The following is a 25,720-nucleotide window of genomic DNA, read 5'->3' as shown; positions in this document are numbered from 1 at the left end:
GTCGATGATTCCCACGAGCCTGCGGAGCTTCCTGTACGGGCTGTACACGAGGCGACTGCGCCGATCTCTGCACGGTCGTCCCAAGCCGAAGCACGTCGCGATGATCATCGACGGCAACCGGCGTTGGGCCAGGCAGCTCGGGTTGCGGGATGCGGCCCAGGGGCACGCAGCGGGGGCCGCCAAGATGATGGAGTTCCTCGCCTGGTGCGACCGGGAAGGCGTCCAGGTCGTGACCCTCTACCTCCTGTCGAACGACAACCTCAAGAACCGCAGCAGCGAAGAGCTCGACGCGCTCATCGACATCATCGAGAAGCTCGCGATGCAGATCGCCGACAACGCGCGCTGGCGGGTGCACCACGCCGGATCTCCCGAGCACCTCCCTTCCGGACTCGGGGCGACGCTCGAGCGTCTGCAACGCGACACGGCGCAGCGTCGAGGCATGCACGTGAACCTCGCGGTCGGGTACGGAGGCCGCAGCGAGATCGTCGACGCGATGCGCAGGATCGTGCGCGCACACGCGGCAGATGGTGGCGACGTCGCGGCCCTCGCGGACATCCTCACGCCTGACCTCATCGCCGAGCACCTCTACACGGGCGGCCAGCCGGACCCCGACCTGGTCATCCGCACCTCCGGTGAGCAGCGGCTCAGCGACTTCATGCTGTGGCAGTCTGCGCACTCCGAGTTCTACTTCGTCGAGGCCCTGGGACCCGACCTGCGCGAGGTCGATTTCCTCCGCGCGCTGCGCGACTTCGCGTCCCGCCAGCGACGCTACGGCCAGTAGCCGCGACGCTCCCAGACACGACACAAAATTTAACTTTCGCCTGCGCGTGGCGTGGTCCCCGCCGTCGTACGTTAATGCCATCAGGTACGGTGCCTGATCGAAACGGCCACAGGTTCCCGAAGTTCGTTTCCCCCTACCGAGTGCCCCTGTGGTCGGAACGTAACCCAGCGACGAGCGAGAGCTTGGCGAAGGAGCGGAACTGCCGTGATACCCGCACAGCGCAACACCGACCACCTCGAGAACGAGGAAGGGGGCGCCGTGCATGTCGCGGTTCCCGACTCGTCCATCTCGACCCGCACCTACGTGCTCGACACGTCGGTGCTGCTCAGCGATCCGAGGGCACTCTTCCGCTTCGCGGAGCACGCGGTCGTCATCCCCGTGGTCGTGATCACGGAGCTGGAGAAGAAGCGCCACGACCCGGAGATCGGGTACTTCGCCCGCCAGGCGCTCAGGTTCCTCGACGAGCTGCGCATCAAGCATGAGCGCCTCGATTTCCCCATCGCCATCGGGGAGGCAGGCGGCACGCTGCGCGTCGAGCTCAACCACTCGAACATGAGCGTCCTCCCCAGCGGAATGCAGCTGGGAGACAACGACACGCGCATCCTGGCCGTCGCGCAGAACCTCGCTGGTGAGGGCCTCGCCGTGACGGTGGTGTCCAAGGACCTCCCGATGCGCGTGAAAGCCTCGGCGATCGGCCTGGCTGCTGAGGAGTACCGAGCCGAGCTGGCCCGCGACACCGGTTACACGGGGGTCGCCGAGATCTCCCTCGGCGCGGACGAGCTCGACACGCTGTACACGGACGAGACGGTCGCGACCGCCACCGTCGACGAACTGCCCATCAACACGAGCCTCGTGATCCACTCGGACCGCGGATCAGCACTCGGACGCGTGTCGGGGAAGGGCGCCGTCCGACTCGTCCGCGGCGACTTGGACGTGTTCGGCGTGCACGGGCGGTCTGCGGAGCAGCGACTCGCCATCGACCTGCTGCTCGACCCCTCGATCGGCATCGTCTCCCTCGGCGGACGCGCGGGCACTGGGAAGAGTGCCCTCGCCCTGGCTGCAGGGCTCGAGTCGGTGCTCGAGCGCGGGCTGCACCGGAAGATCATGGTCTTCCGGCCGCTCTTCGCCGTCGGCGGGCAGGAGCTCGGCTTCCTGCCCGGCGATCAGGGCGAGAAGATGAACCCGTGGGGCCAGGCGGTCTACGACGCCCTGTCGGCGATCGTGTCGGAGAACGTCATCGACGAGGTCATGGACCGGGGGATGCTCGAGATCCTGCCCCTGACGCACATCCGGGGCCGCTCGCTGCACGACGCGTTCGTGATCGTCGACGAGGCGCAGTCGCTCGAGCGGAACGTGCTGCTCACGATGCTCTCTCGGATCGGCAAGAACTCTCGCGTGGTGCTCACCCATGATGTGGCGCAGCGGGACAACCTGCGCGTCGGCCGGCACGATGGGGTGGCGTCGGTCATCGAGACCTTGAAGGGGCACAAGCTCTTCGCCCACATGACGCTCACGCGGTCCGAGCGCAGCGACATCGCGGCGCTTGTCACGGAGCTGCTCGGAGACTACGAGGTGTGATGGGGATGCGGGCCCGGCTCGGTTGCGCTGCACCGAGTCGGGCTTCGACCTGGCCTGTGGGGAACTTCTGCGGGTGGCTCCAGATCTGACTAGTGTCCGGGCATGGCAGAACGTGCGGAGGCCGACCCTCTCACTGGGACGGGGCCGGATCCCCTGCGCGGTGCTTCGGACGCGCAGGGTCCGGTCCCGCGGTCACGGTGGTCGCGCGCCGGAGAGGCCCTGTGCGCCGGGGCGCTGCTCGTGATCGGCGTGGCATCGGCGGTCCCGCAGCACCCGGAGCTCCTGCCGGCGTCGCTCGCCGTCGCAGCGGTTACTCCACGACTCGTGGCGGTGGATGCCCGGGAGCACCGGCTGCCGAATCGCCTCGTCGCGCTCATCGCGCTCGGGGTCCTCATCGCCTGGGTCGCCGACTGGGCACTGCACGGAACGCCGAATCTTCTCGCCGCCGCCACCGGCGCCGCGGCAGGGGCCGTCCTGCTCGTCCTGGCGCTCACCGGCGGCCTCGGCATGGGCGATGTGAAGCTCGGGGCCGTGCTCAGCTGGGCGGCGGCGCTCGTCGACCCCTCGCTCGCCGTGCTCCTCGGCGTGCTGGCGATCCTCATCGGGGGAGTGCAGAGCGTCGTCGTCCTGGCACGGACCCGGGATCGCCGTCGCAGCATCGCGTTCGGGCCGGCGCTGCTCGCCGGGTACTGGCTTCCCGTCTTGTGGCTCGCCGTGCCGTTCGGGTAGTGCCGGCGCTCGCGCTCGTGCTGTCGAGGCGCAGGCCTCTGGGGACGCAGAAGGCCCGCCGGGTTCTCCCGGCGGGCCTTCTGCTGTCGGCTCTTCGCCTACAGGTTGGGCGTGGTCATGCTGAGCACGTCGAGCTTCTCGTCGAGCTGCTCTTCCGTGATGTCGCCGCGCTCGACGTAGCCGAGGTCGATGACGGACTGGCGCACCGTGACCTTGTTGGCAACCGAGTACTTCGCGATCTTGGCTGCCGCCTCGTACCCGATGATGCGGTTGAGCGGGGTCACGATCGAGGGCGACGACTCGGCGAGCGCGCGGGCACGCTCCTCGTTCGCGACGAGGCCATCGACGGTCTTGTCGGCGAGCACACGCACGCCATTGGAGAGGAGGCGAATCGACTCGAGGAGCGCGGTTCCCATGACCGGGATCTGCACGTTGAGCTCGAACGAGCCGGACGCTCCGCCGAAGACGATGGCTGCGTCGTTGCCGATGACGCGCGAGGCGACCATGAGCACGGCCTCCGGGACGACCGGGTTCACCTTGCCCGGCATGATCGAGGAGCCAGGCTGCAGGTCGGGGATCTGGATCTCGCCGAGTCCCGTGTTCGGGCCCGAGCCCATCCAGCGGAGGTCGTTGTTGATCTTGATGAGGCTCACCGCGATGGTGCGCAGCGCGCCGGAGGCCTCGACGAGGCCGTCGCGTGCGCCCTGAGCCTCGAAATGGTCGAGGGCCTCGGTGAGCGGGAGCTTCGCGTTGTCGGCGAGCTCGGCGATGACCTGCTGAGAGAAGCCGGCAGGCGTGTTGATGCCGGTGCCGGTCGCGGTGCCGCCGAGGGGGACCTCAGCGACGCGCGAGATGGTCGACTGCACGCGCTCGATGCCGAGGCGGATCTGACGGGCGTAGCCCGCGAACTCCTGTCCCAGCGTGACCGGGGTGGCGTCCATGAGGTGCGTGCGCCCGGCCTTGACGGTGGATGCCCACTGCTGCGCCTTGCGGTCCAGGGCCTCGGCGAGGTGCGTGAGACCCGGGATGAGGTCGTTGAGGAGCGCGTCCGTCACGGCGACGTGCACGGAGGTCGGGAAGACGTCGTTCGACGACTGCGACGCGTTGACGTGGTCGTTGGGGTGGACGGGGCCGCCGAGGCCGCGCGTCGCGAGTGTCGCGAGGACCTCGTTGATGTTCATGTTCGAGGAGGTGCCGGACCCGGTCTGGTAGACGTCGACCGGGAACTGGTCGAGGTACTTGCCGTCGATGATCTGCTCAGCGGCCTCGACGATCGCGTCGGACACCGGCTGCTCGATGATTCCGAGCTTCGCGTTGACGATCGCGGCGGCGCGCTTGATGCGCGCGAGGGCGACGATCTGGCCCGGCTCGAGACCTGCACCGGAGATGGGGAAGTTCTCGACTGCGCGCTGCGTCTGCGCGGCGTAGAGGGCGTTCTTGGGAACGCGGACCTCGCCCATCGTGTCGTGCTCGATGCGGTACTCGTCTTGATTTTCCACCACGTTGTGTGACCTTTCCAGGTAGCCGATCTCTGTCCGAGCCAGCCTATCGAGTCCTGGCCTCAGTCGAGGTCGGCCGCGACCAGCTCTGCCAGCTTCGTGACCGTCTCGGGGGAGTTGTTGCCGTAGACGAGGTAGGCCTGGCCGTCCTGCTCGTGGACGAGCATGTAGGCCCGGTTGCCTGCATCCTCCGGGCTGAGGTCGGTCGCGTCGTATTCGATCCAGTCGAGGCCGCCGACCTGCACGGTGCCCGTCGGGGTGCGCTCGCGCGTCGCGTCCAGCAGCCAGGTGGGGTTGACGCCGATGCCCTGGCTGACTCCGACGTACTCGGTGGGTGCGCCCTTCGGGCCGACCAGGAAGCCGATGTACCACTCGCTGACGCCGTCGGCGCTTGTGCGGATCTCGGCTTCGTTCGCGGTCCAGTCCGCCGGAACCTGAGGCACGACCAGCGGGACGGCGAAGTCGCCCTGCGCGCTCTGCGCCTCTGACGCGAAATCGACGTCGAAGGTCACGGGAGTGTCGTTGCGCGGCACGATCGCCACGATGAACAGCACGAGGCCGAGCGACACCAGGAGCGAGTAGACGAGGTTGTTGATCGTCTTGCGCTTCCGGTACAGCCGCGAGGACTCGGCCTTGCGCGCGAACGTCTCCTCCGGGGTCTCCGGCCGCCCGAGTTCCGCGACGACCGGTGGCTGCTTCTGCTTGGCCATCAGGCCTCGTCCAGAGCTTCGTCGTCGCGTCGACGTGCCGCCTCGAGGCGCTTCCTGGCGCCGAGGAGCCAGGACTCGCAGTGCGCGGCGAGCTGCTCGCCGCGCTCCCAGAGCTTGAGCGAAGCCTCGAGGGAGGCGCTGCCCTGTTCGAGCTGGCTCACGACCGAGATGAGCTCGTCGCGTGCCTGCTCGTAGCTGAGCTCGGCGATGTCGGTCTGTTCCTGCATGGTGGTCATTCTACGTTCGCCTCCGTTGCGCCGTCCGGGGCGCCTGGTGTGATGATGGCCTCGCCGCCGAGCGACGAGGCTGAGATGCGTCCATCGGCCGTTCGGATGCGGAGCTCGGTCGACGCGGGTGCGTCCTGCCATCCGGTGACGAGCGACTTCGCATCACCGTCGACGCGTTCGACGATGGAGTAGCCGCGCTCGAGCGTGCCCTGCGGCGAGAGGCCACGCAGGTGCCTCGCCAGCGACTCGAGCCGGTCGTGTTCGCGGTCGATTCGCCGAGTGATGAGCTCTTCGCCGCGTTGGGAGGCGCGCATGAGCTCCTCGCCGCGTTGGTCGATGATCCAGGATGGGTTGGCGAGCGCTGGCCGTGAGACGAGCGACTCGAGGGCGTTGGACTCGCTGCGCACGCGGTCGACGATGCGCTGCAGGATGCGGGCTCTGGCCTGCTGGACGCCGGCGAGCTCCTCCGCGACGTCCGGTACGACGCGCTTGGCGGCGTCTGTCGGAGTGGAGGCGCGGAGGTCGGCGACGTCGTCGAGGATCGGACGGTCGGCCTCGTGGCCGATGGCGCTGACGACGGGCGTGGAGAGCGTCGCGACGAGGCGCACGAGGCTCTCGTCGCTGAACGGCAGCAGGTGCTGGAAGTCGCCGCCGCCTCGGGCGACGATGATGACGTCGACCTCGGGGTCGGCGTCGAGCTCGCGGAGCGCGGCCGAGACCTCGGCAACGGTGCGCTCGCCCTGCACGGGGGTGTGGATGGTGCGGAACTGCACCGCTGGCCAGCGGAGCTCGGAGTTGCGGCGCACGTCCTTCTCCGCGTCGGACTCGCGGCCCGTGATGAGGCCGATGGTGCCCGGCAGGAAGGGGAGGGGCTTCTTGCGCTCGTCGGCGAAGAGGCCTTCTGCCGCCAGCTGCTTGCGGAGTCGCTCGAGCCGCTCGAGGAGATCGCCGAGCCCGACGTGCCGGAGGTCCGAGACCTGCATCGACAGCGTGCCGCCCTTGACCCAGAAGTCGGGCTTGATGCTGGCGATGACGCGGTCGCCCTGCTTGAACTCGCCGTCGAGACGCTGCACGACGCTGCGCCAAGCGGTGACCGACAGGGTTGCGTCAGCGTCGAGGTCCTTGATCTTCCCGTAGGCGTGCCCACCGCGGATGCTCCAGCCGGTGAGCTCTCCCTCGATCCAGACCGACCCGAGGCGTGCGATCCAGTCGCGGACGAGCTCTGAGACGACGCTGACGGGCCACGGCGCATCCGGCGTTGACTTCGGGGGCTGGATGACGACCACGTGCCTCTTCTCGAATCTGATGTCTCCCGCTGCGATCGCGGAGGGAGCGTGCTGCTGGGCACAGAGCATCGGCCGCCGCATGCGAGATCGAGGATATCGCGTGCGGCGGCCGATGCTTCAGTGCTGTGGAGAACCCGGCCCGCCCGGGCGGCCAGGTGGCTCGCCCGGGCAGGCACGTGGTGACGTCAGCGTGACTGCTGTCGCCACGCCCTACGTGGAGGTTGGCGTCGGCGTCGGCAGGGCGCCGCTCGAGATGGCTTCGAGCAGCTCACCGTGCATCAGGATCGCGGCGATCGTGAAGCCGAAGATCGTGATGAGGGTGACGACGGCGCCGATGATCGGGATCCACATCGCCCGCTTGCCGGCCTTCCAGCGGACGAGCGTCAGGTACAGCGTGAGGGCGTAGATCGCCGGCAGTACCAGGACAGCGGTGGTGGACAGGGAGCCGAGACCCTCAGGTCGCACGTAGCCGCTGATCCCGAAGTCCTCGTAGAGCAGGGCCATCTGGCCCGCCAACGAGTTCTCCGTGAACGTCGTCATGTTCAGGACTGTGGCGACGAGGCCGAGCACGAGGAACCCGATGCCGAGGAAGCGGTCGTTCTTCCGCTTTACCTCCTGCACCGAGTCCTGCGGCTCGGATCCCGGCGTCACACTCACGCGGCCGAGTGACCGAACGAGCCGAGCTGCTTGGTGGCCTCGATGATGCGAGCCGCCATGGCGGTCTCGGCCTTCTTGCCCCATGAGCGGGGGTCGTAGACCTTCTTGTTGCCCACTTCGCCGTCGATCTTGAGGAAGCCGTCGTAGTTCTTCAGGACGGTGTCGGCGACGGAGCGGCTGAACGCGTACTGCGTGTCGGTGTCGATGTTCATCTTGATGACGCCGTTGCGGACCGCCTCGGCGATCTCCTCGTCGGTCGATCCCGAGCCGCCGTGGAAGACGAGGTCGAGCGGCTTGGCACCGGTGCCGTACTTGGCTGCGAGGCCTGCCTGGATCTCCGCGAGGAGCTCGGGGCGCAGCTTGACGTTGCCCGGCTTGTAGACGCCGTGGACGTTGCCGAAGGTGAGCGCGGCCATGTAGCGGCCGCGGTCGCCGAGGCCCAGGGCCTCGACGGTCGCGATGGCGTCGTCGAGCGTCGTGTAGAGGTGCTCGTTGATCTCGTGCGCGACGCCGTCTTCTTCGCCGCCGACGACGCCGATCTCGACTTCGAGGATCTGGTTGTTGGCCTGCGTGAGCTTCAGGATCTTCGACGCGATCTCGAGGTTCTCCGTGAGCGGCACAGCCGAGCCGTCCCACATGTGCGACTGGAAGATCGGCTCGCCGCCGCGCTTGATCTGGTCAGCGGATGCCTCGAGGAGCGGGTAGACGAAGCCGTCGAGCGCGTCCTTCGGGCAGTGGTCGGTGTGCAGCGCGACCGTGATCGGGTAGTTCTTCGCGACCTCGTGCGCGAATGCCGCCATGGCGAGCGCACCGGAGGCGCGAGCCTTGACGGACTGGCCGGCGAAGTAGTCGGCACCGCCCGTGGTGACCTGGAGGATGCCGTCTGAGCCGGCTTCGGTGAGACCCTGGAGGACGGAGTTGATCGTCGACGAGCTGGAGACGTTGATCGCTGGGTACGCGAAGCCGCCTTCCTTGGCTCGGTTCAGCATCTCGGCGTACTGGTCCGGTGTTGCGATGGGCATATGTGCTCCTTCAGCGCTTGGAACTTACGACTGAAGTCTAGCCAGGGCCGCCGACTTTCTCCGAGCGCTCGTACTAGGGTTGAGAACCGGATGGCGCGGAGCAATGGTGTCGTGTGATTGCTCGGCGAGAACGTCCACAACGCCAGCGAAAGGGACCCTTGTGACCTCATCTTCCGCCACTTCAACTCCGGAGCACGGGCAGCTCTTCGCGAACCCCGACCGCAACCTCGCTATGGAGTTGGTGCGTGCGACCGAGGCTGCGGCCATTCGGGCGACGCCGTTCATCGGGCGAGGTGACAAGAACGCCGCCGACGGTGCGGCGGTCGACGCCATGCGCAAGTTCCTCTCGACCGTCGATTTCGCCGGTGTCGTCGTCATCGGCGAGGGCGAGAAGGACGAAGCCCCGATGCTCTTCAACGGCGAGCAGGTCGGCAACGGGCAGGGCCCCGACTGCGATATCGCCGTCGACCCGATCGATGGCACGAGCCTCACGGCCGCTGGCCGGCAGAACGCGCTGAGCGTCATCGCCGTGGCTGACCGCGGCTCGATGTACAACCCGAAGGACCTCTTCTACATGGAGAAGATCGTCACGGGTCCCGAGGGTGTCGGCGTCATCGACCTGGCCCGCCCGATCGGCGAGAACATCCGCGCCCTCTCGAAGGCGAAGAACAAGCCGGTCGAGGACATGGTCATCGCCGTGCTCGACCGTCCGCGCCATGAGGAGCTCATCAACGAGATCCGCGCGGCGGGTGCCGGCACGCAGCTCATGCTCGACGGCGACGTCGCCGGTGGCATCAACGCTGCGCGAGGCACTGGTCGCATCGACATGTGCGTCGGCATCGGCGGCACTCCTGAGGGCATCATCACGGCGTGCGCCATCAAGGCGCTCGGCGGCGTGCTGCAGGGCCGCTGGTACCCGCGCAACGCCGAGGAGCGCGAGCGCGCGATCGCTGCCGGGCACGACCTGGACGCAGTGCTCACGCAGGACGACCTGGTCCGCACCGAGAACACGTACTTCGTGGCGACGGGTGTGACCGACGGTGGACTGTGCGCCGGGGTTCGCCGGTCCGGCAACCGCATCTTCACGGACTCGGTTGTGCTCCGGTCCCGCTCCGGCACTGTGCGTCGTGTGACGGCCGAGCACCTCGCGGACAAGTGGCTCTGATCTTTTTCCGCAGCTGACGCAGTTCTTCTTCTGGAGCTGCCGCCAAAGCGCTGCCAGTCTGATGTTCCCGGCATTCCCTGTCGCGGCATCAGGCTGGCAGCGTTTGTCGTTGAGGAGCCGGTGCGCGTGCGATTCTTCCGGGAGTTCGCCCGTTCGCTGGGTCTGGGTCAGCGCTCCGTGAGCTCGGGCTGCGTGTCTCGATGCTCGGTGAGTTCGGGCGCGGTGAGCCCGCGGAGCTGCTCCTCGACGGGGCGCGGCGTGCTGATGGGGGAGCCGATGTTGAGGGCGTCCAGCTTTCGAGCGGTGGGGAGGACTCGCGTCTCGAGGGAGCCCAGGAACGCGTTGTAGCTGGTGGTGGCACCAGCCAGCGACCGGCCGAGCTTGTCGATGTGCGTGGCCAGCGTGCCGAGACGCGTGTGGAGCTGGGTGCTGAGTTCGAAGATCTCGTGGGCCTGGTCTTCGAGCACGTCCTGCTGCCAGGCGTAGGCGATGGCGCGGAGGGTGGCCCAGAGCGAGACGGGAGACGTGACCGCGACTCCGCGGTGGATCGCGTCTTCCAGGAGCGACGGGTCGGAGGCGACTGCGGCCGAGAGTGCCGACTCGCTGGGGACGAACGCGATGACCAGTTCGGGGGATCCGGGCACCGCGGTCGGGTAGCCGCGCGCGGCGAGGGCGGTGACGTGTGAGCGGAGGGCCTTCGCGTGGTCGCCCATGAGGCTGCGCCGGCGTGCGGTCTCCTCCTGGTCGCCGAGTTCGCTGAGCTGGCTCGCGGCGAGGTACTTCGCCATCGGGGCCTTCGCATCGATGACGAGGTGCTTGCCCCCTGGCAGGTGCACGATCATGTCCGGGCGGCCCGCGCCCTGCTCCCCGGTGAGCGTGACCTGCGTGTCGAAGTCGACGCGCTCGATCATTCCGGAGGCCTCGACGATGTTGCGAAGCTGCGCCTCGCCCCACACGCCTCGTGCTTGGTTCGACTGCAGCGCGGAGGCGAGCGAGTCGGTGGTCGCCCGCAGGCGCTCGTCGGCTTCGTGCTGGTTGCGGAGCTGCTCGCTGAGCTCGCCGTGCTGCTGCAGGCGCTGCTCCTCGATGGCGGCGACGGCACGGCGCATGAGCTCGAGCTGCTTGTTCACCGGGGCGAGCGCCGTGAGCACCTGCTGTTCGCCGACGTCCTTCGTGCGGCGCGCCTCGAGCTGCGAGCGTTCCCGTGCGAGCACCTCCTCGAGATGCTGCTCGGCGGTGGAGCGTGCCTCGCTCGCAGCGAGGGCGCGTGCGCTGGCACCCGCGAGCTCGGTCGCCAGCTGTTGGCGCTGGTTCGCGCCCCGCATCGCGGCGATCGCGAAACCGACGATGAGGCCGAGCAGGAGGCCGATGACGAGCGGGAGAAGGTCCATGCATCCACCCTCGCAGGTGCCTCCGACATTTCAGGCGAAGGTGGCCGCCGCGGTGAGTGTCGCGGCGAGTTCCCGCTCCCTGCTGAGCTCGATGCGCTCGATGTCGACGCCCGTCGAGGCGCACACGTCGGCGAGTTCCGCAGCTCCCAGCCTTCGCGAGACGTCGACGACGATGGCGGCGCTCGCCTCCGCATCGGAGACGGGGTCGTGGTGCACGAGCGTCGTGAACCCTGCCGCCTCCGCGGCCACCGGGAGGCGGTAGGAGTGCAGCTCGTAGCTGCGTCTCGCGAGTCGGAGCGAGCAGAAGTAGGCGAGCGGTGGGAGCGTCGTGTTCGTCGCAAGGCTGATCGTGACGGCAACGCCGATGTCGAAGCGGGCGTTGTGCGCGACCAGCACATCGTCTCCGACGAAGGCCAAGAGACGGGGGAGCTGCTCCTCCCAGGTCGGTGCGCTGCGGGTCATCTCCCGGCTGATGCCGTGCAGCTGGACGTTGAAGGGCAGGAACGCGTCGTGGGGCTGCGGGGGCTGGATGAGCCAGCTCGCGCGCTCGACGACGGCACCGTCCCGCACCTTGACGAGTCCGACGGCGCACGCCGAGGCGGGGGAGCCGTTGGCGGTCTCGAAGTCGATCGCGGTGAAGTCGATGGTCACGTCATTCATGGTGGCACGAACCTGGCGCCGGTCGAATCGGGTGTGGCGCATCCGGTGGGCAAGTACGATAGGTGCTCGTGGCTCTTACTCTTGGCATCGTCGGCCTGCCCAACGTCGGCAAATCGACCCTTTTCAACGCACTCACGAAGAACCAGGTTCTCGCGGCGAACTACCCGTTCGCCACGATCGAGCCCAACGTGGGGGTCGTCGAGCTGCCGGATGCACGGCTGAAGGTGCTCGCCGAGATCTTCGGCTCTGAGCGCATCCTGCCCGCCGCCGTGTCGTTCGTCGACATCGCCGGCATCGTGCGCGGTGCGAGCGAGGGCGAGGGGCTCGGCAACCAGTTCCTCGCGAACATCCGCGAGGCGGACGCGATCGTGCAGGTCGTGCGCGGCTTCGAGGACGGCGACGTCGTGCACGTCGACGGCAAGGTCGAGCCCGCGAGCGACATGGAGACGATCAACACCGAGCTGATCCTCGCCGACCTGCAGACCATCGAGAAGGCGCTCCCGCGCTTCGAGAAGGAGGTCAAGCAGAAGCGTCTTGACTCCTCCGTGCTCGAGGCGGCGAACGAGGCGAAGGCGGCGCTCGACGAGGGCACTCTCCTCTCGGCCACCAAGATCGACCTCGAGCCCATCAAGGAGCTCGGCCTGCTGACGGCCAAGCCCATGATCTTCGTCTTCAACATCGACGAGGCCGCGCTGAGCAGCGAGGAGAAGCTGGCTGAGCTCGCGGCGCTGGTCGCTCCGGCGAAGGCGATCTTCCTCGACGCGCAGACCGAGTCCGAGCTCATCGACCTCGACCCCGAGGAAGCCGCCGAGCTCCTCGCGTCGCTCGGTCAGGACGAGTCGGGCCTCAGCCAGCTCGCCCGCATCGGCTTCGACACGCTCGGGCTGCAGACCTACCTCACCGCGGGCCCCAAGGAGTCGCGCGCGTGGACGATCCGCAAGGGCTGGAAGGCCCCAGCGGCGGCCGGCGTCATCCACACCGACTTCGAGCGCGGCTTCATCAAGGCCGAGGTCATCTCGTTCGAGGACCTCGTCGAGACCGGCTCCACCGCTGAGGCTCGCGCCAAGGGCAAGGCCCGCATGGAGGGCAAGGAGTACGTCATGCAGGACGGCGACGTCGTCGAGTTCCGCTTTAACGTCTAGCGTTATTGACGCTCTGCGTTATACGCTGACCTCGTGATCAGATCGTTCGGGAGCAAGGAGACCGAGCGCATCTGGCGCGAGCAGTATGTCAAGGGCGTCGATCGGGCGGTCCAACGAGCAACCCTGAGGAAGCTCGAGCTGATCCATGCGGCGAAAGATGCGGAAGATCTGAGGATCCCTCCGGGGAACCGCCTGGAGAAGCTGGCTGGCGATCGACGCGGTCAACACAGTATCCGTGTGAACTCCCAGTGGCGTATCTGCTTCGTCTGGAGAGAGGGAGGGGCGGAAGATGTCGAACTCATCGACTACCACTGACGCGGGTGTGATCGAGCCGATCCACCCAGGGGAGATCCTGATGGAGGACTTCATCGAGGGGTTCGGCATCACGCAGAACAAGCTCGCGGTGTCCATCGGTGTGCCTCCGCGTCGGATCAACGAGATCGTGCACGGCAAGCGCGGCATCACCGCCGACACAGCGATCCGACTGGCGCGGTACTTCGGGACGTCGGAGGAGTTCTGGATGAACCTGCAGTCGAACTACGAGTTGCGGCTCGAGCGCAGGGCTCTGCGCGACAAGGTCGCCGCGATCACACCGTTGAAGGTCGCATGACGGATCTGTCGATCGGTGTCTCTGCGCACGGTGACGCAGTCGACGCTGGATGCCAGTCCCAGTGATTCCGGATGCCTCGGATGGCGTGAAGCGGTCGTTCCCAGCTCCGCCTCGTGCAGCTGGAGTCGAGATCGAACCGCCGGATTCCTCGCACGTCCCGGCCAGGGAGCGTCGCGCGTCCCCACTCGGCGGGCGCAAGCCCGTGACCGCCGAGCTGGCACAGTTCCAGACGCCGGATGAGCACGCGATGGACGACATCCTCCCCGTCGACCTCGCGACGGTGCGCCTGCTGATCGTTGGCGTCAACCCGGGGCTGTGGACGGCCGCGGTCAATGCCCCCTTCGCGCGGCCCGGCAACCGATTCTGGCCATCGCTGCACCGGGCCGGCTTTACGGATCACACCGTCGACGCGTCGCGCGGCCTGTCTGCGTCAGACGAGCAGCAGCTGCTCCGCCGGGGCATTGCGCTCACGAACCTCGTGGGCCGAGCGACGGCGCGTGCCGACGAGCTGACGCCCTCGGAGCTGCGCGATGGCGGCCGGCGAGTCATCGAGCGCGTGCATGAGATGCGGCCCGACGCAGTCGCCGTCGCCGGGATCACCGCATTCCGCACCGCGTTCGGCCTGCCGAAGTCGAAGCTCGGGCGTCAGGAGACGGGGACTGTCCCGGGCTGGCCGGAGGACGTCGACCTGTGGGTCGTCCCTCAGCCCAGCGGGTTGAACGCGCACGAGACGATCGACACCCTCGCCGCCAAATGGCGAGAGGTCTGGGACTCGCTTCCTGCCGAGTGATGACGCGGCCCTCACGTCATGGACAACCAGGCATGCTCCGTCAGGACGCGAGCGGCACCTGGGCGGTGACAACGCGGTGAGGGTACTCGGCATCGCGCCCCTGGAAGGCCAGGATGCTCGGGTTCTGGACCACGCCGTCCCGGATCTCGATCGCGCGGGTGAGCGTCGTGCTCTCGGCCCATGCGTCCGGGCCTTCGAGGACGGGGCGGAGGAACGGGAGCAGGGCCTCGCTGATGTCCCAGGTGGCGGAGTTCCACAGGTAGGACGGGCTGTGGTCGACGGCGTAGTAGTTGACGCCCTGCCCGACCGTGAACATCGGCTGCTCGAACGTCGTGGGCCGTGCCCACTCGAACCCCATGCCCTCGTCGCAGGAGACGTCGATGATGAGGCTCCCCGTCGAGAACCGCGCGAGGTTCTCCGTGAGGAGGTAGGTCAACGGCGCGGCGACATCCTGGAAGGAGCAGTTGACGACGATGTCGTAGGTGGCCAGGAAGTCGGGGAGCAGCCAATCGCCCTGCTCGGTGCTGACGGTGCTCAGATGCGTGGGTCCGTCATCCGTGTTGAGCTGCGTGATGTGGGCGTTGTGGATGGGAGAGCCCACGGCCGCCGCGCCGCGCTGGGTGAGCACCTCGATGTCGTGGATGCCGTGCGCGTTCAGCGCCGTCACCGCGCCTCGAGCGGTCGCACCGAAGCCGATCACGACTGCCCTGAGGCGAGGGCCGTAGAGGCCCGTCAGCCCGATGAGGCTGAGCGCGTGGATGACGGAGCAGTAGCCGGCGAGCTCGTTGTTCTTGTGGAAGACATGCAGGCTCATGTCACCCTGCGGCGTCCAGTGGTTCATCGCCTCGAACGCGATCAGCGTCAGCTTCCTGTCGATGGCGATCTGCGTCACCTCCGGGTCCTGGACGCAGTGCGGCCACCCCCAGAGCACCCGCCCCGGCGCGAGCGCCGCGACATCCGCAGCCTGCGGCTTCGGGAGCAGGAGCACGTCAGCGGAGGCGAGGACCTCGGCTCGCTCGGCGACCCTGCCGACACGCGATTCCACGTAGCCGGGCTCGAACTGGAAGTCGGCCCCGTAGCCGCGCTCCACGATCATGCGAGCCCGCACATCCGCGTCGATCCGATCGAGGTGATGCGGGTGGAGGGGAAGCCGGCGTTCGTTCTCCATCGAGGAGTCGGCGAGGACACCGAGCGAGAGCAGCGGAGCACGGGTGGAGGCGACAGCGGACGACATGGGATCCCATCATTGGGGAACCAGAGTCAGCTCCTGCCCTGACAGTACGCCCATTTCGGGCAGGCACATTCGCTAGGGTGACCGGCAGCCACCTTCCCCAGCGTCCAAGCGTGCGGTGACCTCGGGAAGCAGACCGCAGCCTGGAGGCCCAGATGATCGCGTACTCAGAGATCGCCACGCTCGACGCCGAGCAGCACGAGCGCATCCAAGCTCTCTTCGAACGCAGCTCCGCGATCTGGGACCTTCCCGAGGACGAGGGCAAGCTCGAGGTCTGGGACGAGTTCATCGAGGACTGCGAGCGCGCTGAGTTCCCCCACCTCATCGCGAGCGCCCGCTTCGGCCAGTACACGACCCTCGTCAAGGCGGGACTCGCGGTCCGAGCGCTCGATGCGTACGTGCGGCTCATGCAGGTCATCCACCGCCATGGCGACCTCATCGCGCCCGAGAACGTCGGGCGCATGCTCAATTCCATCGCGACCGCGAGCATGACGCTCGTCGACGACCCGGCGGTGTCGCTTGAGCAGATCGCCCGCGCCATCGACCTCGTCGAGCAGCAGATACGACAGCGCGGTGCCGACATCGTGGGCGTCTACGTGGCGCGAGCCGTGGTCTCCGCGGCCAGGGGAGACGCCGAGGCGACGTTCGACTGGATCCAACGGTGGCGATCCGAGAACAGCGTCGAGTGGCGGCCGGACGACTCCGGCGTCATCCAGATGGAGCTGCCGCTCGTCGCGCGCTTCGATCTGCCGCGCGCGACGGAGACGCTCGAGCAGCGGCTGCGGATGCTCGAGATCGACCCGAGTCAGTTCGACGCCACGCGTTCCGACGCGGAGAACGCCACGCCCCTCCTCATCCTGCTCGCCTTCTTCTACGTGCGCGCCGGCCGTCGAAGCGACGCGAACCTCATCGCCGACCAGCTCCTCGCCGGGATCGGGGCCTCCCGACTCGCGCGGGACGGGGTCGCGGAGTTCCTCATCCCAGTCCTCGAGGAGCGTCCGGAGGCCGCGCTCGAGGCCGTCGACCACACCCTCCGCAACCTGCACCTCGACGGGAGCGACTGGGAGGCCACCGCCGCCACGGCGCGCAACCGCATCCTCGCCGACCCGACTGGGGACGAGGGCGGGCTGCTGCGAGCGCTCGCCGAGGAGGCTGCCGCCTCGCTCGACCGACGCGGCGGAACCGACGTGCACTCGCGGGAGCTCGACGAGTTCTGGTGGGCCGGCCTGCCCGCACCGACGCGACCGGAGGCTGCCGATGACGAGGACGTCTGGGGTGACGTGGAAGAGCGCGCGGAGACGATCCTCGCGTCCGGCTGGCTGCCGCGCACCGCCTCGGTCAGCATGGACGAGCCGCCCATCTCCATCAAGCACCGCTACGTCGCGCACCTCGGCGCCACGATGGACCTTCTCTCGGCCGAGACCGCGGAGGACGCCGACGCCCTCGCGGCCTCGCTCTCCGCGCGCTCAGAGCAGCTGAAGTGCGCCACCACTCGGTACTGCGTGCCGCTGCTGCATGGCCTGCGCGCCGGCCAGCAGGGCGACATCGCCACGCTCGTGCGCGACTTCCGCGCGGCCCAGGTGGAGCTTCGGAACGACTCGGACGCGATCGAGGACTCCATCGCGGCCATCGGCGAGCGCTTCTTCGCCGTGACCGTCGACCAGGCGGTCGCCGCGCCCGACGTCACGTGGCCGGAGATCGAGGAGCTCATCGAGGCAGAGGTGCGCCTCCGAGCGGTCACCGGGGGACCCACCGCCCACCTGACCCTCGCACGCGCGGAGGTGGCGGCCCACCGCGGCGATACGGCGTCGCTGCGCGCCGCCCTCGAGCAACTCGGACCCCAGCTCGAAGCGGAGAGCCGAATGCTCGATCGGGTCACGGTCGACCTCGAAGTCGTCCGCCTCACCGCGTTCGCGGCGCCTGCGTTCGCGGCGGCAACCGCGAGAGTGATCCTCGCGGATGGCGACGCTGAGCAGGTGCGCGCCGCGACCGCCTGGCTGTGCTGGCTGGACGCTCGGTCAGGGAACAGGGCCGAAGCCTCGGCCGAGCTGGCCCGCATCCTCGAGAGTGTCGACGGCGACGTGGACGCGTTCGGTCCGCTGCCCGGATGGGTGCTGCTCGAGGGGATAGCCGCACCCGGCGTCGAGCTTGGGCCGCTCATCGACGCGCTGCTGGCGGACGTCGACGAGTCGCCGAGCGACCTGATGATCTTCGCAGCGTGCGGCAGCGCCCTGCTCGCCACGGCCCCCGACGACCCTCGAGGGCCGGACCTCCGTGCGCGCGCCGCCGACATCACCCGCCGGCTGGATGCCCGCAACGGCGATGACCGCTGGAGCACCTGGGTGCGCGAGAGATGGTTCGCGGGCGACGCTTCCCTCGGGGCGTCCGCATGAGCGGGGAGAGCTTCCGCGTCGACCTGCGCGGCATCGTCGACATCCTGTCCCATCACCTGTACTCGAGTCCGCGCGTGTACCTCCGCGAGCTCATCCAGAACGCCAGGGACGCGGTCGTCGCCAGGAGCGAGCTCGATCCGACCGTGCCCCAGGAGATCACGGTCGAGGTCGAGGACGGTGGGGCCGTGCTGGTCCGCGACCACGGCATCGGGCTGACCGAGGAGGAGATGCGGTCGGTGCTCGCCACCATCGGCGCGTCGAGCAAGCGCAGCGACTTCACCCGAGTGCGCCGACAGTACCTCGGCCAGTTCGGCATCGGCCTGCTCTCCTGCTTCCTCATCGCGGATTGCATCGAGGTGCGCTCGCGCAGCGCGCGCTCGGCGGACGCGCCGACGATGAGCTGGGTTGGGAGCTCGGACGGCACGTTCACGATCGCACCAGCGGAGACTCCGTTGCCGGACGCGGGCACCGAGGTGCGCGTTCAGGCTCGCGCCGACGACCGAGAATGGGTCGACCCGGCGCGGGTGCGTCTGCTCGCCGAGCGCTTCGCCAGCCTGCTTGAGATCCCGATCTCGCTGCGCACGACCCCCCGGCACCCGCCGGAGCTCGTCAGCACCAGGACGCCACCGTGGCGGACCTCCGACTTCGAGGCGGCCGAGTGGTGTCGCCGTGAGCTCGGGTTCATGCCCCTCGCAGTGCTCCCCGTCGACGTCCCGACCGCGGGTGTGGTCGGCGTCGCCTTCATCTCGGACAGCCCGGGGCGGGTCGGGAACCGACACGGCGACACGGTCTACTCGCACGGCATGTTCGTCGCCGACGACAACGTGCAGCTCGCTCCGAACTGGGCCTACTTCGTGCGGCTCGCCGTCGAGGGCGGCGACCTGCCCCTGACCGCATCCCGCGAGTCACTCCAGGACTCGTCCGCGATCGGCGAGGTGAAGGCCCAGATCGGCGCGCAGCTCCGGCAGGGCATCGAGCACTTCGCGCTGCGCGATCCCGTCGGCTTCGACCGATTCATGGACGTGCACGCGAAGGGCATCCTCGCGATGGCGGCGGGGGACGACGACATGCTCGACCTCGTGATCGGCCACGTGCCATGGGAGACCAGCGAGGGCACGATGACCCTCGCCCAGATCCTGCGCATCTCGGACGACGTGCAGTACACCGCCTCGATGACCGACTTCACGGCGTTCGCGCCGCTGCTTCGCGCGAGGAAGGCGCTGCTGGTGAACGGCTCCTACGTGTACGGGAGCGAGATCCTGCGCAAGGTGCGCGAGCGTCGTGGGCACGCGGCGCGCGTTCGGGCGTTCGACCCCCACTCGTTCCTCGACGAGCTCCCGGAGCCGCGTGATGACGACGCTGCGGCTCGAGGATTCGTACCGCAGGCGCGCATCGTCCTCGACCGGCTCGGGGTCGATCTCGACCTGCGGGAGTTCGCCCCTGCATCCACTCCGTCCCTGTTCGTCGCCGCATCGAGCGAGCAGAACCGGGGTCAGCCGGCCGATGCGGACGCGGATGCGGACCCGTGGGCGGACCTTCTCAGCGCACCGACGCCGCCGCCCGCTCGGCCGAGGCTCGTCATGAACGTGTCGAGCGACGCGGTGCGCTCGCTCGGGCAGGTGCGCGACGAGCGCGTGCGTGCCGAAGCGATCAGCGGACTGTACGTCATCGGCCTGCTGCGAGCCGGCGAGACGCTCGACGAGCGGCACGGTGAGCTGCTCAGCAGCACGCTGCACACGCTGATCGCCGCGGCGGGCTCCGGGGAGTGACAGGGCGAGGAGACCGGGAGTAGGGTCGCGGTCACGGGCCGATCCCGCGTCGACGGAAGGACTCTCGATGTCCGACACCACCTGCCACATGTCCATCTCCCTGGACGGCTTCGTCGCGGGTCCCGAGCAGAGCGCGGAGCATCCGCTCGGCCGAAGAGGGCACGAGCTGCACGGCTGGCACATCGGCGACCCACGGGCGACCGACGCCGACGAGGTCGCGACCGGCTGGCTCATGCGACCTCGCGGCGCCTACGTGATGGGGCGGAACATGTTCGGTCCCGTTCGCGGCGAGTGGGACGAGGAATGGCGCGGGTGGTGGGGTGACGAGCCGCCGTACCACGCGCCGGTCTTCGTGCTCACGCACCACGCACGCGACCCCATCGAGATGCAGGGCGGCACGAGCTTCCACTTCGTCACGGGCGGCTTCGACGCGGCCTACGCCAGGGCCGTCGAGGCCGCTGGAGGCAAGGGCGTCGACATCGCCGGCGGCGCTTCCACCGTTCGACAGGCGCTCAACGCGGGGGTTGTCGACGAGCTCACGCTCGACGTCGCGCCAGTGCTGCTCGGCTCCGGCGAGCGGATGTTCGACGGCGTCGAGGTGTTCGACTACGAACCCGTCGAGGTGCTGCACTCGCCCCTGTCGACGCACATCCGCTACCGGAGGTCGGCCAAGCGCTGACCGCACCGGGCCGGCAGGGGTCTGCCCGTCATCTCTCCTCGAGGGGCTCAGCTCAGCCGGCGGCCTTGCGGACGTGGTCCGCGATGGTCTTCTCGGTCTCGGGGGTGAGGCTGATGAGCGCGAACGACGTCACCCAGAGGTCGCCGTCGTCGAGCTGCGCTGCCTCCTCGAACCCGAGCGTCGCGTACCTCGTCGTGAACTTCGAGGCCGCCTTGAAGAACACGACGACCTTGCCGTCGGCGTCGGTGTAGGCGGGGAACCCGTACCAGGTCTTCGGCATGAGCTGCGGGGCGACCTCCTTCACGATGCGGTCGATGCCCTCGGCGAGCACTCGATCCTCGTCTGTCATCTCTGAGATGGCCTTCTGGATGGCGGCGTCGCCAGCGGCGCGGTTCTTCCCGGCCTTCTGCTCAGCGCGCAGCTCTGCGGCGCGCTGCTTGACCGCGTCCCGCTCGTCCTTCGACAGTCCAGCCGTCTTCTCCGCCATTGCGCGCTCCTTCTCCGTGTTCCTGACCGGTGGTTCAGAACCAACGTACGACCCATCGGGGCTGCGCGCTTCTCTGAAACTGCTCGGACCCGCCATCGAGGCCCCGCGGCATCCCGCTCGCACCCAGCTCCGGCCAGCAGGATGGGCTGATCGTGATGGGCCGGTCTGAGGAGGCACGCATGGGACTTCGCTGGTATTCGACCGTCGTCGACGCGCACGACCACCGTGCGCTTGTGGCCTGGTGGGCGGAGACGCTCGACTGGCAGGTGAGCTTCGAGGACGAGAACGAGGCCGCGGTCATCCCCAAGTGGCTCGACGAGGAGAACCCGGGGGTGCCGTTCGAGCAGGTCGGGCCGGGACTCGTCTTCGTGCCGGTTGCGGACGAGCGGACGGTGAAGAACCGGTTGCACATCGACCTCGCCGCCCCGTTGCACGAGAGCCAGGTGGCGCACGTCGACGCGCTGCTCGCCCGCGGGGCCAGCCGAGCTGACGTGGGGCAGGCGGAGGACACGACGTGGGTCGTGCTGCGCGACCCAGAGGGCAACGAATTCTGCGTCCTCTCGTCTCGGGAGTCCTGAGCGCCGTCCCGCACACCACCCCCGCGAGTGACCCGTCAGAATGTCGGTGGTCCGGTCCAAGATGTCGGCATGACAGATCAACGAATTGACAGAGAAGCCGAGTCCTTCGTGCGGAGCCTCGCCGGTGAGCTCCTTGCGCCGAGATCAGGGGAGTGCGTGCTCTGCTACGTCGCCGACCAGCTCGACGAGTTCGGATGCGATGGAACGCATCGGTTCTCGAAGTGGTACCAGGAGCGCCAGGCGCCGCGGGCAACCGCGCTCCTCGAGCGACTCGGCCGCATGGGCGCCTACTGCGACTGCGAGATCTTCCTGAACGCCGCTGATGCCGGCGAGGGCGAGCCCCAGGTCCTGCCAGCCTGCCTGGGCGTTCGTCGCGGGTCGACGCAGCCCTGCAGGCTCTGGTGGACAGAGCGCGGAAGCGCCTACTGACCTCGGTCAGCGACGGGGGAGCGACCGCTCCGCGCAGGCGACGCACTGCTCGGCGAACGGGCGCACGCGCAGGCGCTGGTCCGGGATCCGCCTGCCGCACGTCACGCAGACACCGTAGGTGCCCGCTTCCATGCGCAGCAGTGCTGCTTCGATCTGCCGGAGCTCCGACTTCGCGGCGTCGGACTGGCCTGCGAGCCTCGACCACTCCGCCGAGAGGGGCGCCCCATCGGGGTCGTGCTCGTCGTCATCGTTGAGCGACGCACGATCATGCACCAGCGTCTCGAGGGCGGCCGCGCTGCTCTCGACACGCCCTGCAGCGAGCAACCGCAGGCCCTCCAGGCGTTCCGCGTGCGTGTCAGCTCCATCCATGCCGCCATTCTTGTCCAGCACGCGCCAGAAGTCCTGACGGAACCCGAAGCGCCTGAAGTGCCTGAAGCGCTCAGGGGCGGCCCGGGTTGCTCACGGACAATGACGCACTACGCCATCGAACGGAGTTTTATGGACACGGACGTCGTCATCATCGGAGCCGGACTCGCCGGCCTTCGGGCAGCGCAGAGCCTCGAGTCTCGTGGACAGAGCGTGGTCGTCCTGGAGACGCACGACGAGGTCGGCGGACGAGTCCGCACCGAGGCCATCGACGGGTTCCTCTGCGACCGGGGCTTCCAGGTGCTCAACCCCGCCTACCCGGCACTCAGGGAGTGCGTCGACCTGGGGGCGCTCGACCTGCAGAGCTTCGGCGTCGGGGCGATCGTGCGATCGGGCGAGAAGGCGACGACGCTCGCGCATCCGATCCGCCACCCTCAGCACGCGCTGCCCACCCTACTGAGCGCGCACACCCCGCTCTCCGATCTCCTCGCGCTTGCCCGGTGGCTCGGCCCGACGCTGCTGAGACCCGACTCGGAGCAGGCGGGCACCGACCAGGAGCTCGGCGCCTCGTTCGACGATGCGGGGCTCACCGGCCGCCTCCGCACCGACCTGCTCGACACCTTCCTCGCCGGTGTCCTCGCCGACAGCAGCGGCACCTCGTCTGCCGCCTACGTCAAGCAGCTCGTCCGCTACTTCGCCCTTGGCGCGCCGGGACTCCCCAAGGACGGCATGCGCGCGCTGCCGGCACAGATGGCCGCGGGGCTCCACGAACCCGTGCGGCTCGGCACCGTTGCGCGCGACGTCGAGGAGACGTCTGGCGGGGTGAGGGTGACCACAGACCGCGGCACCATCCTGGCTCGCGCCGCGATCGTCGCGGTGGCGCCCGACGAACTGCCCGCGGTGACAGGCCAGACGGCGCCGAAGACCCACGGGCTGACGACCTGGTGGTTCCGGGCGACGGGTACGCCGCGAACCGGGCCCTTCCTGCTGCTCGACGCCTCGCGTGCTGGCGGGGGACCGGCTGGGCCCATCTGGAACACCGCCGTCATCTCGGAGGTCGCGCCCTCCTACGCCCCAGCAGGAGCGCACCTCGTGCAGGCGACGACCCTGCTCGATCGCCTGGACGGGCTGGCGAGCGAGGCGGAGGTGCGCCGTGATCTCGCACGCCTGTACAAGACCTCCACCGCGGATTGGGAGGTGATCACGCACCACGTCATCCCGCACACGCTCCCGGTCCAGCTGCCACCCCTGCGGGATCGCGGGCCACAGCTCCTGGGGGAGCGGGTCGTCGTGACCGGGGACCACCGCGAGACGGGGTCGATCCAAGGTGCGCTCGTCGCCGGCCAGCGAGCGGCAGCGGCAGTCGCCGAGTCCCTTGACTGAGCCGGCCAGGAAGGGCGGCAGTCTGCGCCTGGTGTTCCCGAACCAGCTCTTCGAGGAGCACCTCGCAGCGCCGGTCGGCACCCGCTTCGTGCTGATCGAGCACGAGCTCCTCTTCCGCCAGTATCGATTCCACTCGCACAAGCTGGTCCTCCACCGGGCCTCCCTTGCGCGGTTCGCGAAGAGGCTCATCGGGCACGGCTTCGCCGTCGAGTACCTCGAGAGCAGGAAGGAGCTGCCTTCCAAGCGGCAGCTGGCCGAGCTCATCCGCCGCGAGGCGCCCCGCCGGGTCACGTGGTTCGACGTGGTCGACGACTGGCTCGAGCGCGACCTCCTCGGCGCGCTCGAAGCTGGTGGCTACACGTGGAGTGGCGACGATGAGCTCGAGTCGCCCAACTTCCTCACGGGGCGAGCCGAGATCGACGCGTGGTTCTCCGGCAACGATGCTCGGATGCACGCCTTCTACACCTGGCAGCGACGGCGACTCGGACTCCTGCTCGACGCGGACGGTGAGCCCCTCGGCGGGCGATGGTCGTTCGATGCCGAGAACCGCAAGAAGCTGCCCCGCGGATACGTTCCACCGAAGGTCGCGCGCTTCGAGGGGCATCCCGTGCTGCAGCGGGAGGGGACGTTCAACCTCGACGCGCTCCTGGGGGACGAGCCGGCGGCAGGCAGCGCCGAGCCTAGGAACGCCGACGTCGAGGAGGCCATCGCGTGGGTCGGCAGCGAGTTCCCCGATGCCCCAGGCGACCCGACGACGTTCGCGTGGCCGACGGACGCCGACGAGGCCCAACGCCACCTGGCGGAGTTCGTCCGGGAGCGGCTTCGCGACTTCGGGCCCTACGAGGATGCGATCTCGAGCGAGCATCCCTTCCTCAACCACGGGCTCCTGACCCCGGCACTGAACATCGGCCTGCTGGACCCGAGGCAGGTCGTCCAAGCCGCGCTCGATGCGGCCGACACGGAGACACCCCTCGCCTCCCTCGAGGGCTTCGTCCGCCAGGTCATCGGGTGGCGCGAGTACATGCGGGCCACCTACCAGGTTCGCGGTCGAGAGCTGCGGACCTCGAACGCGCTGGACCATCACGGGCGCCTGACCCCCGGCTGGTGGCAGGGCACGACAGGACTCGAGCCGGTCGACCTCGTCATCTCCCGTGTCCTCGAGACCGGTTACGCCCACCACATCGAGCGGCTCATGGTGCTCGGCAACGCCATGTCGCTGCTGCGCATCCACCCCGACGAGGTCTACCGCTGGTTCATGGAGCTGTTCGTCGACGCCTACGACTGGGTGATGGTGCCGAACGTCTACGCGATGAGCCAGTTCGCGGCGGGCGCGGACATCACGACCAAGCCGTACGTCTCCGGCAGCAACTACCTGCGCAAGATGTCCGACCTGCCCGCTGGCGACTGGACCGCTCGGTGGGACGCCCTCTACTGGGCCTTCGTGGACGACCATCGTGCGGTGTTCGCGCGGAACCCGCGCACCCAGATGACCGTCGCGCTCCTCGACCGGATGGAGCCGGAGAAGCGGGCCGAGCACCTGGCGACCGCGGCCGAGATCCTGCGTCCGTCAGCAGCGGGGGCAGACGCGGACGGCTGAGCGGAGAAGCCGGCCACCGCAAGGCCCGAATCCCGCATTTTCCTCCTAGGATCATGAGACGACGAGGACCGCGTCATCTCAAGATCCCGTCATCACATGATCCACGTGCAAAGGAGCCGCTCATGGGCGCGTCCATGGTCTTCCCGAACTTCCCCGTCGCCGATGTCAAGGCGGCGACCGACTTCTACGTCGGCCTCGGCTTCACCGTGAATCCGATGTTCTCCGATGACAGCACGAGCTGCATCGTCGTGAGCGAGCAGGTGGCGATCATGCTGCTGCAGACGGAGCGCTTCCAGGGCTTCCTCCCCGAGGGGGCAGAGGCGATCCTCGGTGGCAACCGTCACGAGAGCACAACAGCCCTGCTCCTCGGCAGCGACGCGGAGGTCGACGAGATCACGGCGAAGGCCGAGGCGGGTGGTGCGAAGATCCACCGTCCCGCGGAAGCCAACGAGTTCGGCATGTACGGCGCCGCCTTCGATGACCTCGACGGCCACCTGTGGGAGGTCTTCCACATGGCCGAGCCCGAGGCGTAGCCACCCGACGCCAACCCCCACAGGGGAA

27 protein-coding genes are annotated in these 25,720 nt (G+C 68.6%); 16 read left to right on the top strand and 11 right to left on the bottom strand.

What is annotated here, in order from left to right; genetic code table 11:
• The first annotated feature begins 4 nt into the window (after nt 1-4).
• The 3 genes from C5E06_RS11940 to C5E06_RS11930 all read left to right on the top strand — a co-directional run bounded on the left by C5E06_RS11940 (nt 5) and on the right by C5E06_RS11930 (nt 3,088).
• Nucleotides 5-781 carry an isoprenyl transferase gene (locus C5E06_RS11940; protein ID WP_374953192.1) on the top strand — a complete coding sequence of 259 codons (777 nt, stop codon included), beginning with the start codon at nt 5-7 and terminating at the stop codon, nt 779-781.
• Between the two features lie 258 nt (nt 782-1,039).
• Nucleotides 1,040-2,359, top strand: a complete 1,320-nt coding sequence (locus C5E06_RS11935) for a PhoH family protein (protein ID WP_258063787.1) — start codon at nt 1,040-1,042, stop codon at nt 2,357-2,359.
• Nucleotides 2,360-2,461: 102 nt separating this feature from the next.
• Nucleotides 2,462-3,088, top strand: coding sequence for a prepilin peptidase (locus C5E06_RS11930; protein WP_104306980.1), 627 nt, complete (start codon nt 2,462-2,464; stop codon nt 3,086-3,088).
• Nucleotides 3,089-3,186: 98 nt separating this feature from the next.
• On the opposite strand, the gene C5E06_RS11925 is transcribed toward C5E06_RS11930, so the two are convergent.
• The 6 genes from C5E06_RS11925 to fbaA form a co-directional block, all read right to left on the bottom strand.
• A complete protein-coding gene (locus C5E06_RS11925; protein WP_104306979.1) occupies nt 3,187-4,587 on the bottom strand; it encodes an aspartate ammonia-lyase in 1,401 nt (466 codons plus the stop codon).
• Between the two features lie 62 nt (nt 4,588-4,649).
• Nucleotides 4,650-5,297, bottom strand: coding sequence for a DUF4245 family protein (locus C5E06_RS11920; protein WP_104306978.1), 648 nt, complete (start codon nt 5,295-5,297; stop codon nt 4,650-4,652).
• Nucleotides 5,297-5,533: an exodeoxyribonuclease VII small subunit gene (locus C5E06_RS11915; RefSeq protein WP_104241634.1), complete on the bottom strand. Its 237-nt coding sequence runs from the start codon at nt 5,531-5,533 to the stop codon at nt 5,297-5,299. Before C5E06_RS11915 ends, C5E06_RS11920 begins: the two co-directional genes overlap by 1 nt.
• On the bottom strand, nt 5,530-6,801 hold the full coding sequence (gene xseA / locus C5E06_RS11910) for an exodeoxyribonuclease VII large subunit (RefSeq protein WP_194678057.1): 1,272 nt from the start codon (nt 6,799-6,801) through the stop codon (nt 5,530-5,532). The genes C5E06_RS11915 and xseA overlap by 4 nt, the downstream gene beginning before the upstream one ends.
• 219 nt (nt 6,802-7,020) lie before the next feature.
• On the bottom strand, nt 7,021-7,467 hold the full coding sequence (locus C5E06_RS11905) for a DUF6264 family protein (protein ID WP_146080500.1): 447 nt from the start codon (nt 7,465-7,467) through the stop codon (nt 7,021-7,023).
• A complete protein-coding gene (fbaA, locus tag C5E06_RS11900; RefSeq protein WP_104241631.1) occupies nt 7,464-8,489 on the bottom strand; it encodes a class II fructose-bisphosphate aldolase in 1,026 nt (341 codons plus the stop codon). Before fbaA ends, C5E06_RS11905 begins: the two co-directional genes overlap by 4 nt.
• A 232-nt stretch (nt 8,490-8,721) precedes the next feature.
• Between fbaA and glpX the strand changes: the two genes are divergently transcribed.
• Complete coding sequence (gene glpX, locus C5E06_RS11895) at nt 8,722-9,654, top strand: class II fructose-bisphosphatase (RefSeq protein WP_228496858.1); 933 nt, start codon at nt 8,722-8,724, stop codon at nt 9,652-9,654.
• 167 nt (nt 9,655-9,821) lie between these two features.
• Here the strand turns inward: glpX and C5E06_RS11890 are convergent, their stop codons facing one another.
• Both C5E06_RS11890 and C5E06_RS11885 read right to left on the bottom strand, forming a co-directional pair.
• Nucleotides 9,822-11,045, bottom strand: a complete 1,224-nt coding sequence (locus C5E06_RS11890; protein ID WP_104306976.1) for a DNA recombination protein RmuC — start codon at nt 11,043-11,045, stop codon at nt 9,822-9,824.
• A 30-nt stretch (nt 11,046-11,075) separates the two neighbouring features.
• The gene (locus C5E06_RS11885; protein ID WP_258067587.1) at nt 11,076-11,705 is read right to left on the bottom strand and encodes a 3'-5' exonuclease; all 630 of its coding nucleotides are present in this window, start codon (nt 11,703-11,705) and stop codon (nt 11,076-11,078) included.
• A gap of 68 nt (nt 11,706-11,773) precedes the next feature.
• Here C5E06_RS11885 and ychF point away from each other — a divergent pair, with 68 nt between their 5' ends.
• Genes ychF through C5E06_RS11865 form a run of 4 tightly spaced genes read left to right on the top strand, consistent with a single transcriptional unit; the run spans nt 11,774 to nt 14,247 of the window.
• Nucleotides 11,774-12,847, top strand: coding sequence for a redox-regulated ATPase YchF (gene ychF / locus C5E06_RS11880; protein WP_104242123.1), 1,074 nt, complete (start codon nt 11,774-11,776; stop codon nt 12,845-12,847).
• Nucleotides 12,848-12,880: 33 nt separating this feature from the next.
• A complete protein-coding gene (locus C5E06_RS11875; RefSeq protein WP_104241628.1) occupies nt 12,881-13,162 on the top strand; it encodes a type II toxin-antitoxin system RelE/ParE family toxin in 282 nt (93 codons plus the stop codon).
• Entirely contained in the window at nt 13,137-13,457 is a 321-nt protein-coding gene (locus C5E06_RS11870; protein ID WP_104298535.1) for a HigA family addiction module antitoxin, read from the top strand. The genes C5E06_RS11875 and C5E06_RS11870 overlap by 26 nt, the downstream gene beginning before the upstream one ends.
• Before the next feature lie 49 nt (nt 13,458-13,506).
• The gene (locus C5E06_RS11865) at nt 13,507-14,247 is read left to right on the top strand and encodes a mismatch-specific DNA-glycosylase (protein ID WP_104306975.1); all 741 of its coding nucleotides are present in this window, start codon (nt 13,507-13,509) and stop codon (nt 14,245-14,247) included.
• 40 nt (nt 14,248-14,287) lie between these two features.
• Here C5E06_RS11865 and C5E06_RS11860 read toward each other — a convergent pair whose 3' ends face one another.
• The gene (locus C5E06_RS11860) at nt 14,288-15,481 is read right to left on the bottom strand and encodes a N(5)-(carboxyethyl)ornithine synthase (RefSeq protein ID WP_104306974.1); all 1,194 of its coding nucleotides are present in this window, start codon (nt 15,479-15,481) and stop codon (nt 14,288-14,290) included.
• Nucleotides 15,482-15,633: 152 nt separating this feature from the next.
• Between C5E06_RS11860 and C5E06_RS11855 the strand changes: the two genes are divergently transcribed.
• The 3 genes from C5E06_RS11855 (at nt 15,634) to C5E06_RS11845 (ending at nt 20,319) form a co-directional block, all read left to right on the top strand.
• The gene (locus C5E06_RS11855) at nt 15,634-17,871 is read left to right on the top strand and encodes a hypothetical protein (protein ID WP_104306973.1); all 2,238 of its coding nucleotides are present in this window, start codon (nt 15,634-15,636) and stop codon (nt 17,869-17,871) included.
• A complete protein-coding gene (locus C5E06_RS11850; RefSeq protein WP_181062964.1) occupies nt 17,868-19,640 on the top strand; it encodes an HSP90 family protein in 1,773 nt (590 codons plus the stop codon). The genes C5E06_RS11855 and C5E06_RS11850 overlap by 4 nt, the downstream gene beginning before the upstream one ends.
• Nucleotides 19,641-19,707: 67 nt before the next feature.
• A complete protein-coding gene (locus tag C5E06_RS11845) occupies nt 19,708-20,319 on the top strand; it encodes a dihydrofolate reductase family protein (protein ID WP_104306971.1) in 612 nt (203 codons plus the stop codon).
• A gap of 52 nt (nt 20,320-20,371) precedes the next feature.
• On the opposite strand, the gene C5E06_RS11840 is transcribed toward C5E06_RS11845, so the two are convergent.
• The gene (locus C5E06_RS11840; RefSeq protein WP_104306970.1) at nt 20,372-20,806 is read right to left on the bottom strand and encodes a hypothetical protein; all 435 of its coding nucleotides are present in this window, start codon (nt 20,804-20,806) and stop codon (nt 20,372-20,374) included.
• Between the two features lie 179 nt (nt 20,807-20,985).
• Here C5E06_RS11840 and C5E06_RS11835 point away from each other — a divergent pair, with 179 nt between their 5' ends.
• Both C5E06_RS11835 and C5E06_RS11830 read left to right on the top strand, forming a co-directional pair.
• Nucleotides 20,986-21,384 carry a VOC family protein gene (locus C5E06_RS11835; protein ID WP_104306969.1) on the top strand — a complete coding sequence of 133 codons (399 nt, stop codon included), beginning with the start codon at nt 20,986-20,988 and terminating at the stop codon, nt 21,382-21,384.
• Nucleotides 21,385-21,453: 69 nt separating this feature from the next.
• On the top strand, nt 21,454-21,813 hold the full coding sequence (locus C5E06_RS11830) for a DUF2695 domain-containing protein (RefSeq protein ID WP_104241620.1): 360 nt from the start codon (nt 21,454-21,456) through the stop codon (nt 21,811-21,813).
• A gap of 6 nt (nt 21,814-21,819) precedes the next feature.
• Here the strand turns inward: C5E06_RS11830 and C5E06_RS11825 are convergent, their stop codons facing one another.
• The gene (locus C5E06_RS11825) at nt 21,820-22,182 is read right to left on the bottom strand and encodes a TraR/DksA C4-type zinc finger protein (RefSeq protein ID WP_104306968.1); all 363 of its coding nucleotides are present in this window, start codon (nt 22,180-22,182) and stop codon (nt 21,820-21,822) included.
• A gap of 129 nt (nt 22,183-22,311) precedes the next feature.
• Here C5E06_RS11825 and C5E06_RS11820 point away from each other — a divergent pair, with 129 nt between their 5' ends.
• The 3 genes from C5E06_RS11820 to C5E06_RS11810 all read left to right on the top strand — a co-directional run bounded on the left by C5E06_RS11820 (nt 22,312) and on the right by C5E06_RS11810 (nt 25,692).
• Nucleotides 22,312-23,562, top strand: a complete 1,251-nt coding sequence (locus C5E06_RS11820; protein ID WP_104306967.1) for an NAD(P)/FAD-dependent oxidoreductase — start codon at nt 22,312-22,314, stop codon at nt 23,560-23,562.
• Between the two features lie 31 nt (nt 23,563-23,593).
• Nucleotides 23,594-25,159 carry a cryptochrome/photolyase family protein gene (locus C5E06_RS11815; RefSeq protein ID WP_258067585.1) on the top strand — a complete coding sequence of 522 codons (1,566 nt, stop codon included), beginning with the start codon at nt 23,594-23,596 and terminating at the stop codon, nt 25,157-25,159.
• 122 nt (nt 25,160-25,281) lie between these two features.
• Nucleotides 25,282-25,692: a VOC family protein gene (locus tag C5E06_RS11810; RefSeq protein ID WP_104306966.1), complete on the top strand. Its 411-nt coding sequence runs from the start codon at nt 25,282-25,284 to the stop codon at nt 25,690-25,692.
• Nucleotides 25,693-25,720: the final 28 nt, after the last annotated feature.

Origin of the sequence: Pseudoclavibacter sp. RFBI5, from assembly GCF_002931395.1 — a bacterium.
In the GTDB taxonomy this organism is placed as follows: Bacteria; Actinomycetota; Actinomycetes; order Actinomycetales; family Microbacteriaceae; genus Pseudoclavibacter.
This window is presented reverse-complemented; position numbering and strand designations above follow the sequence as displayed.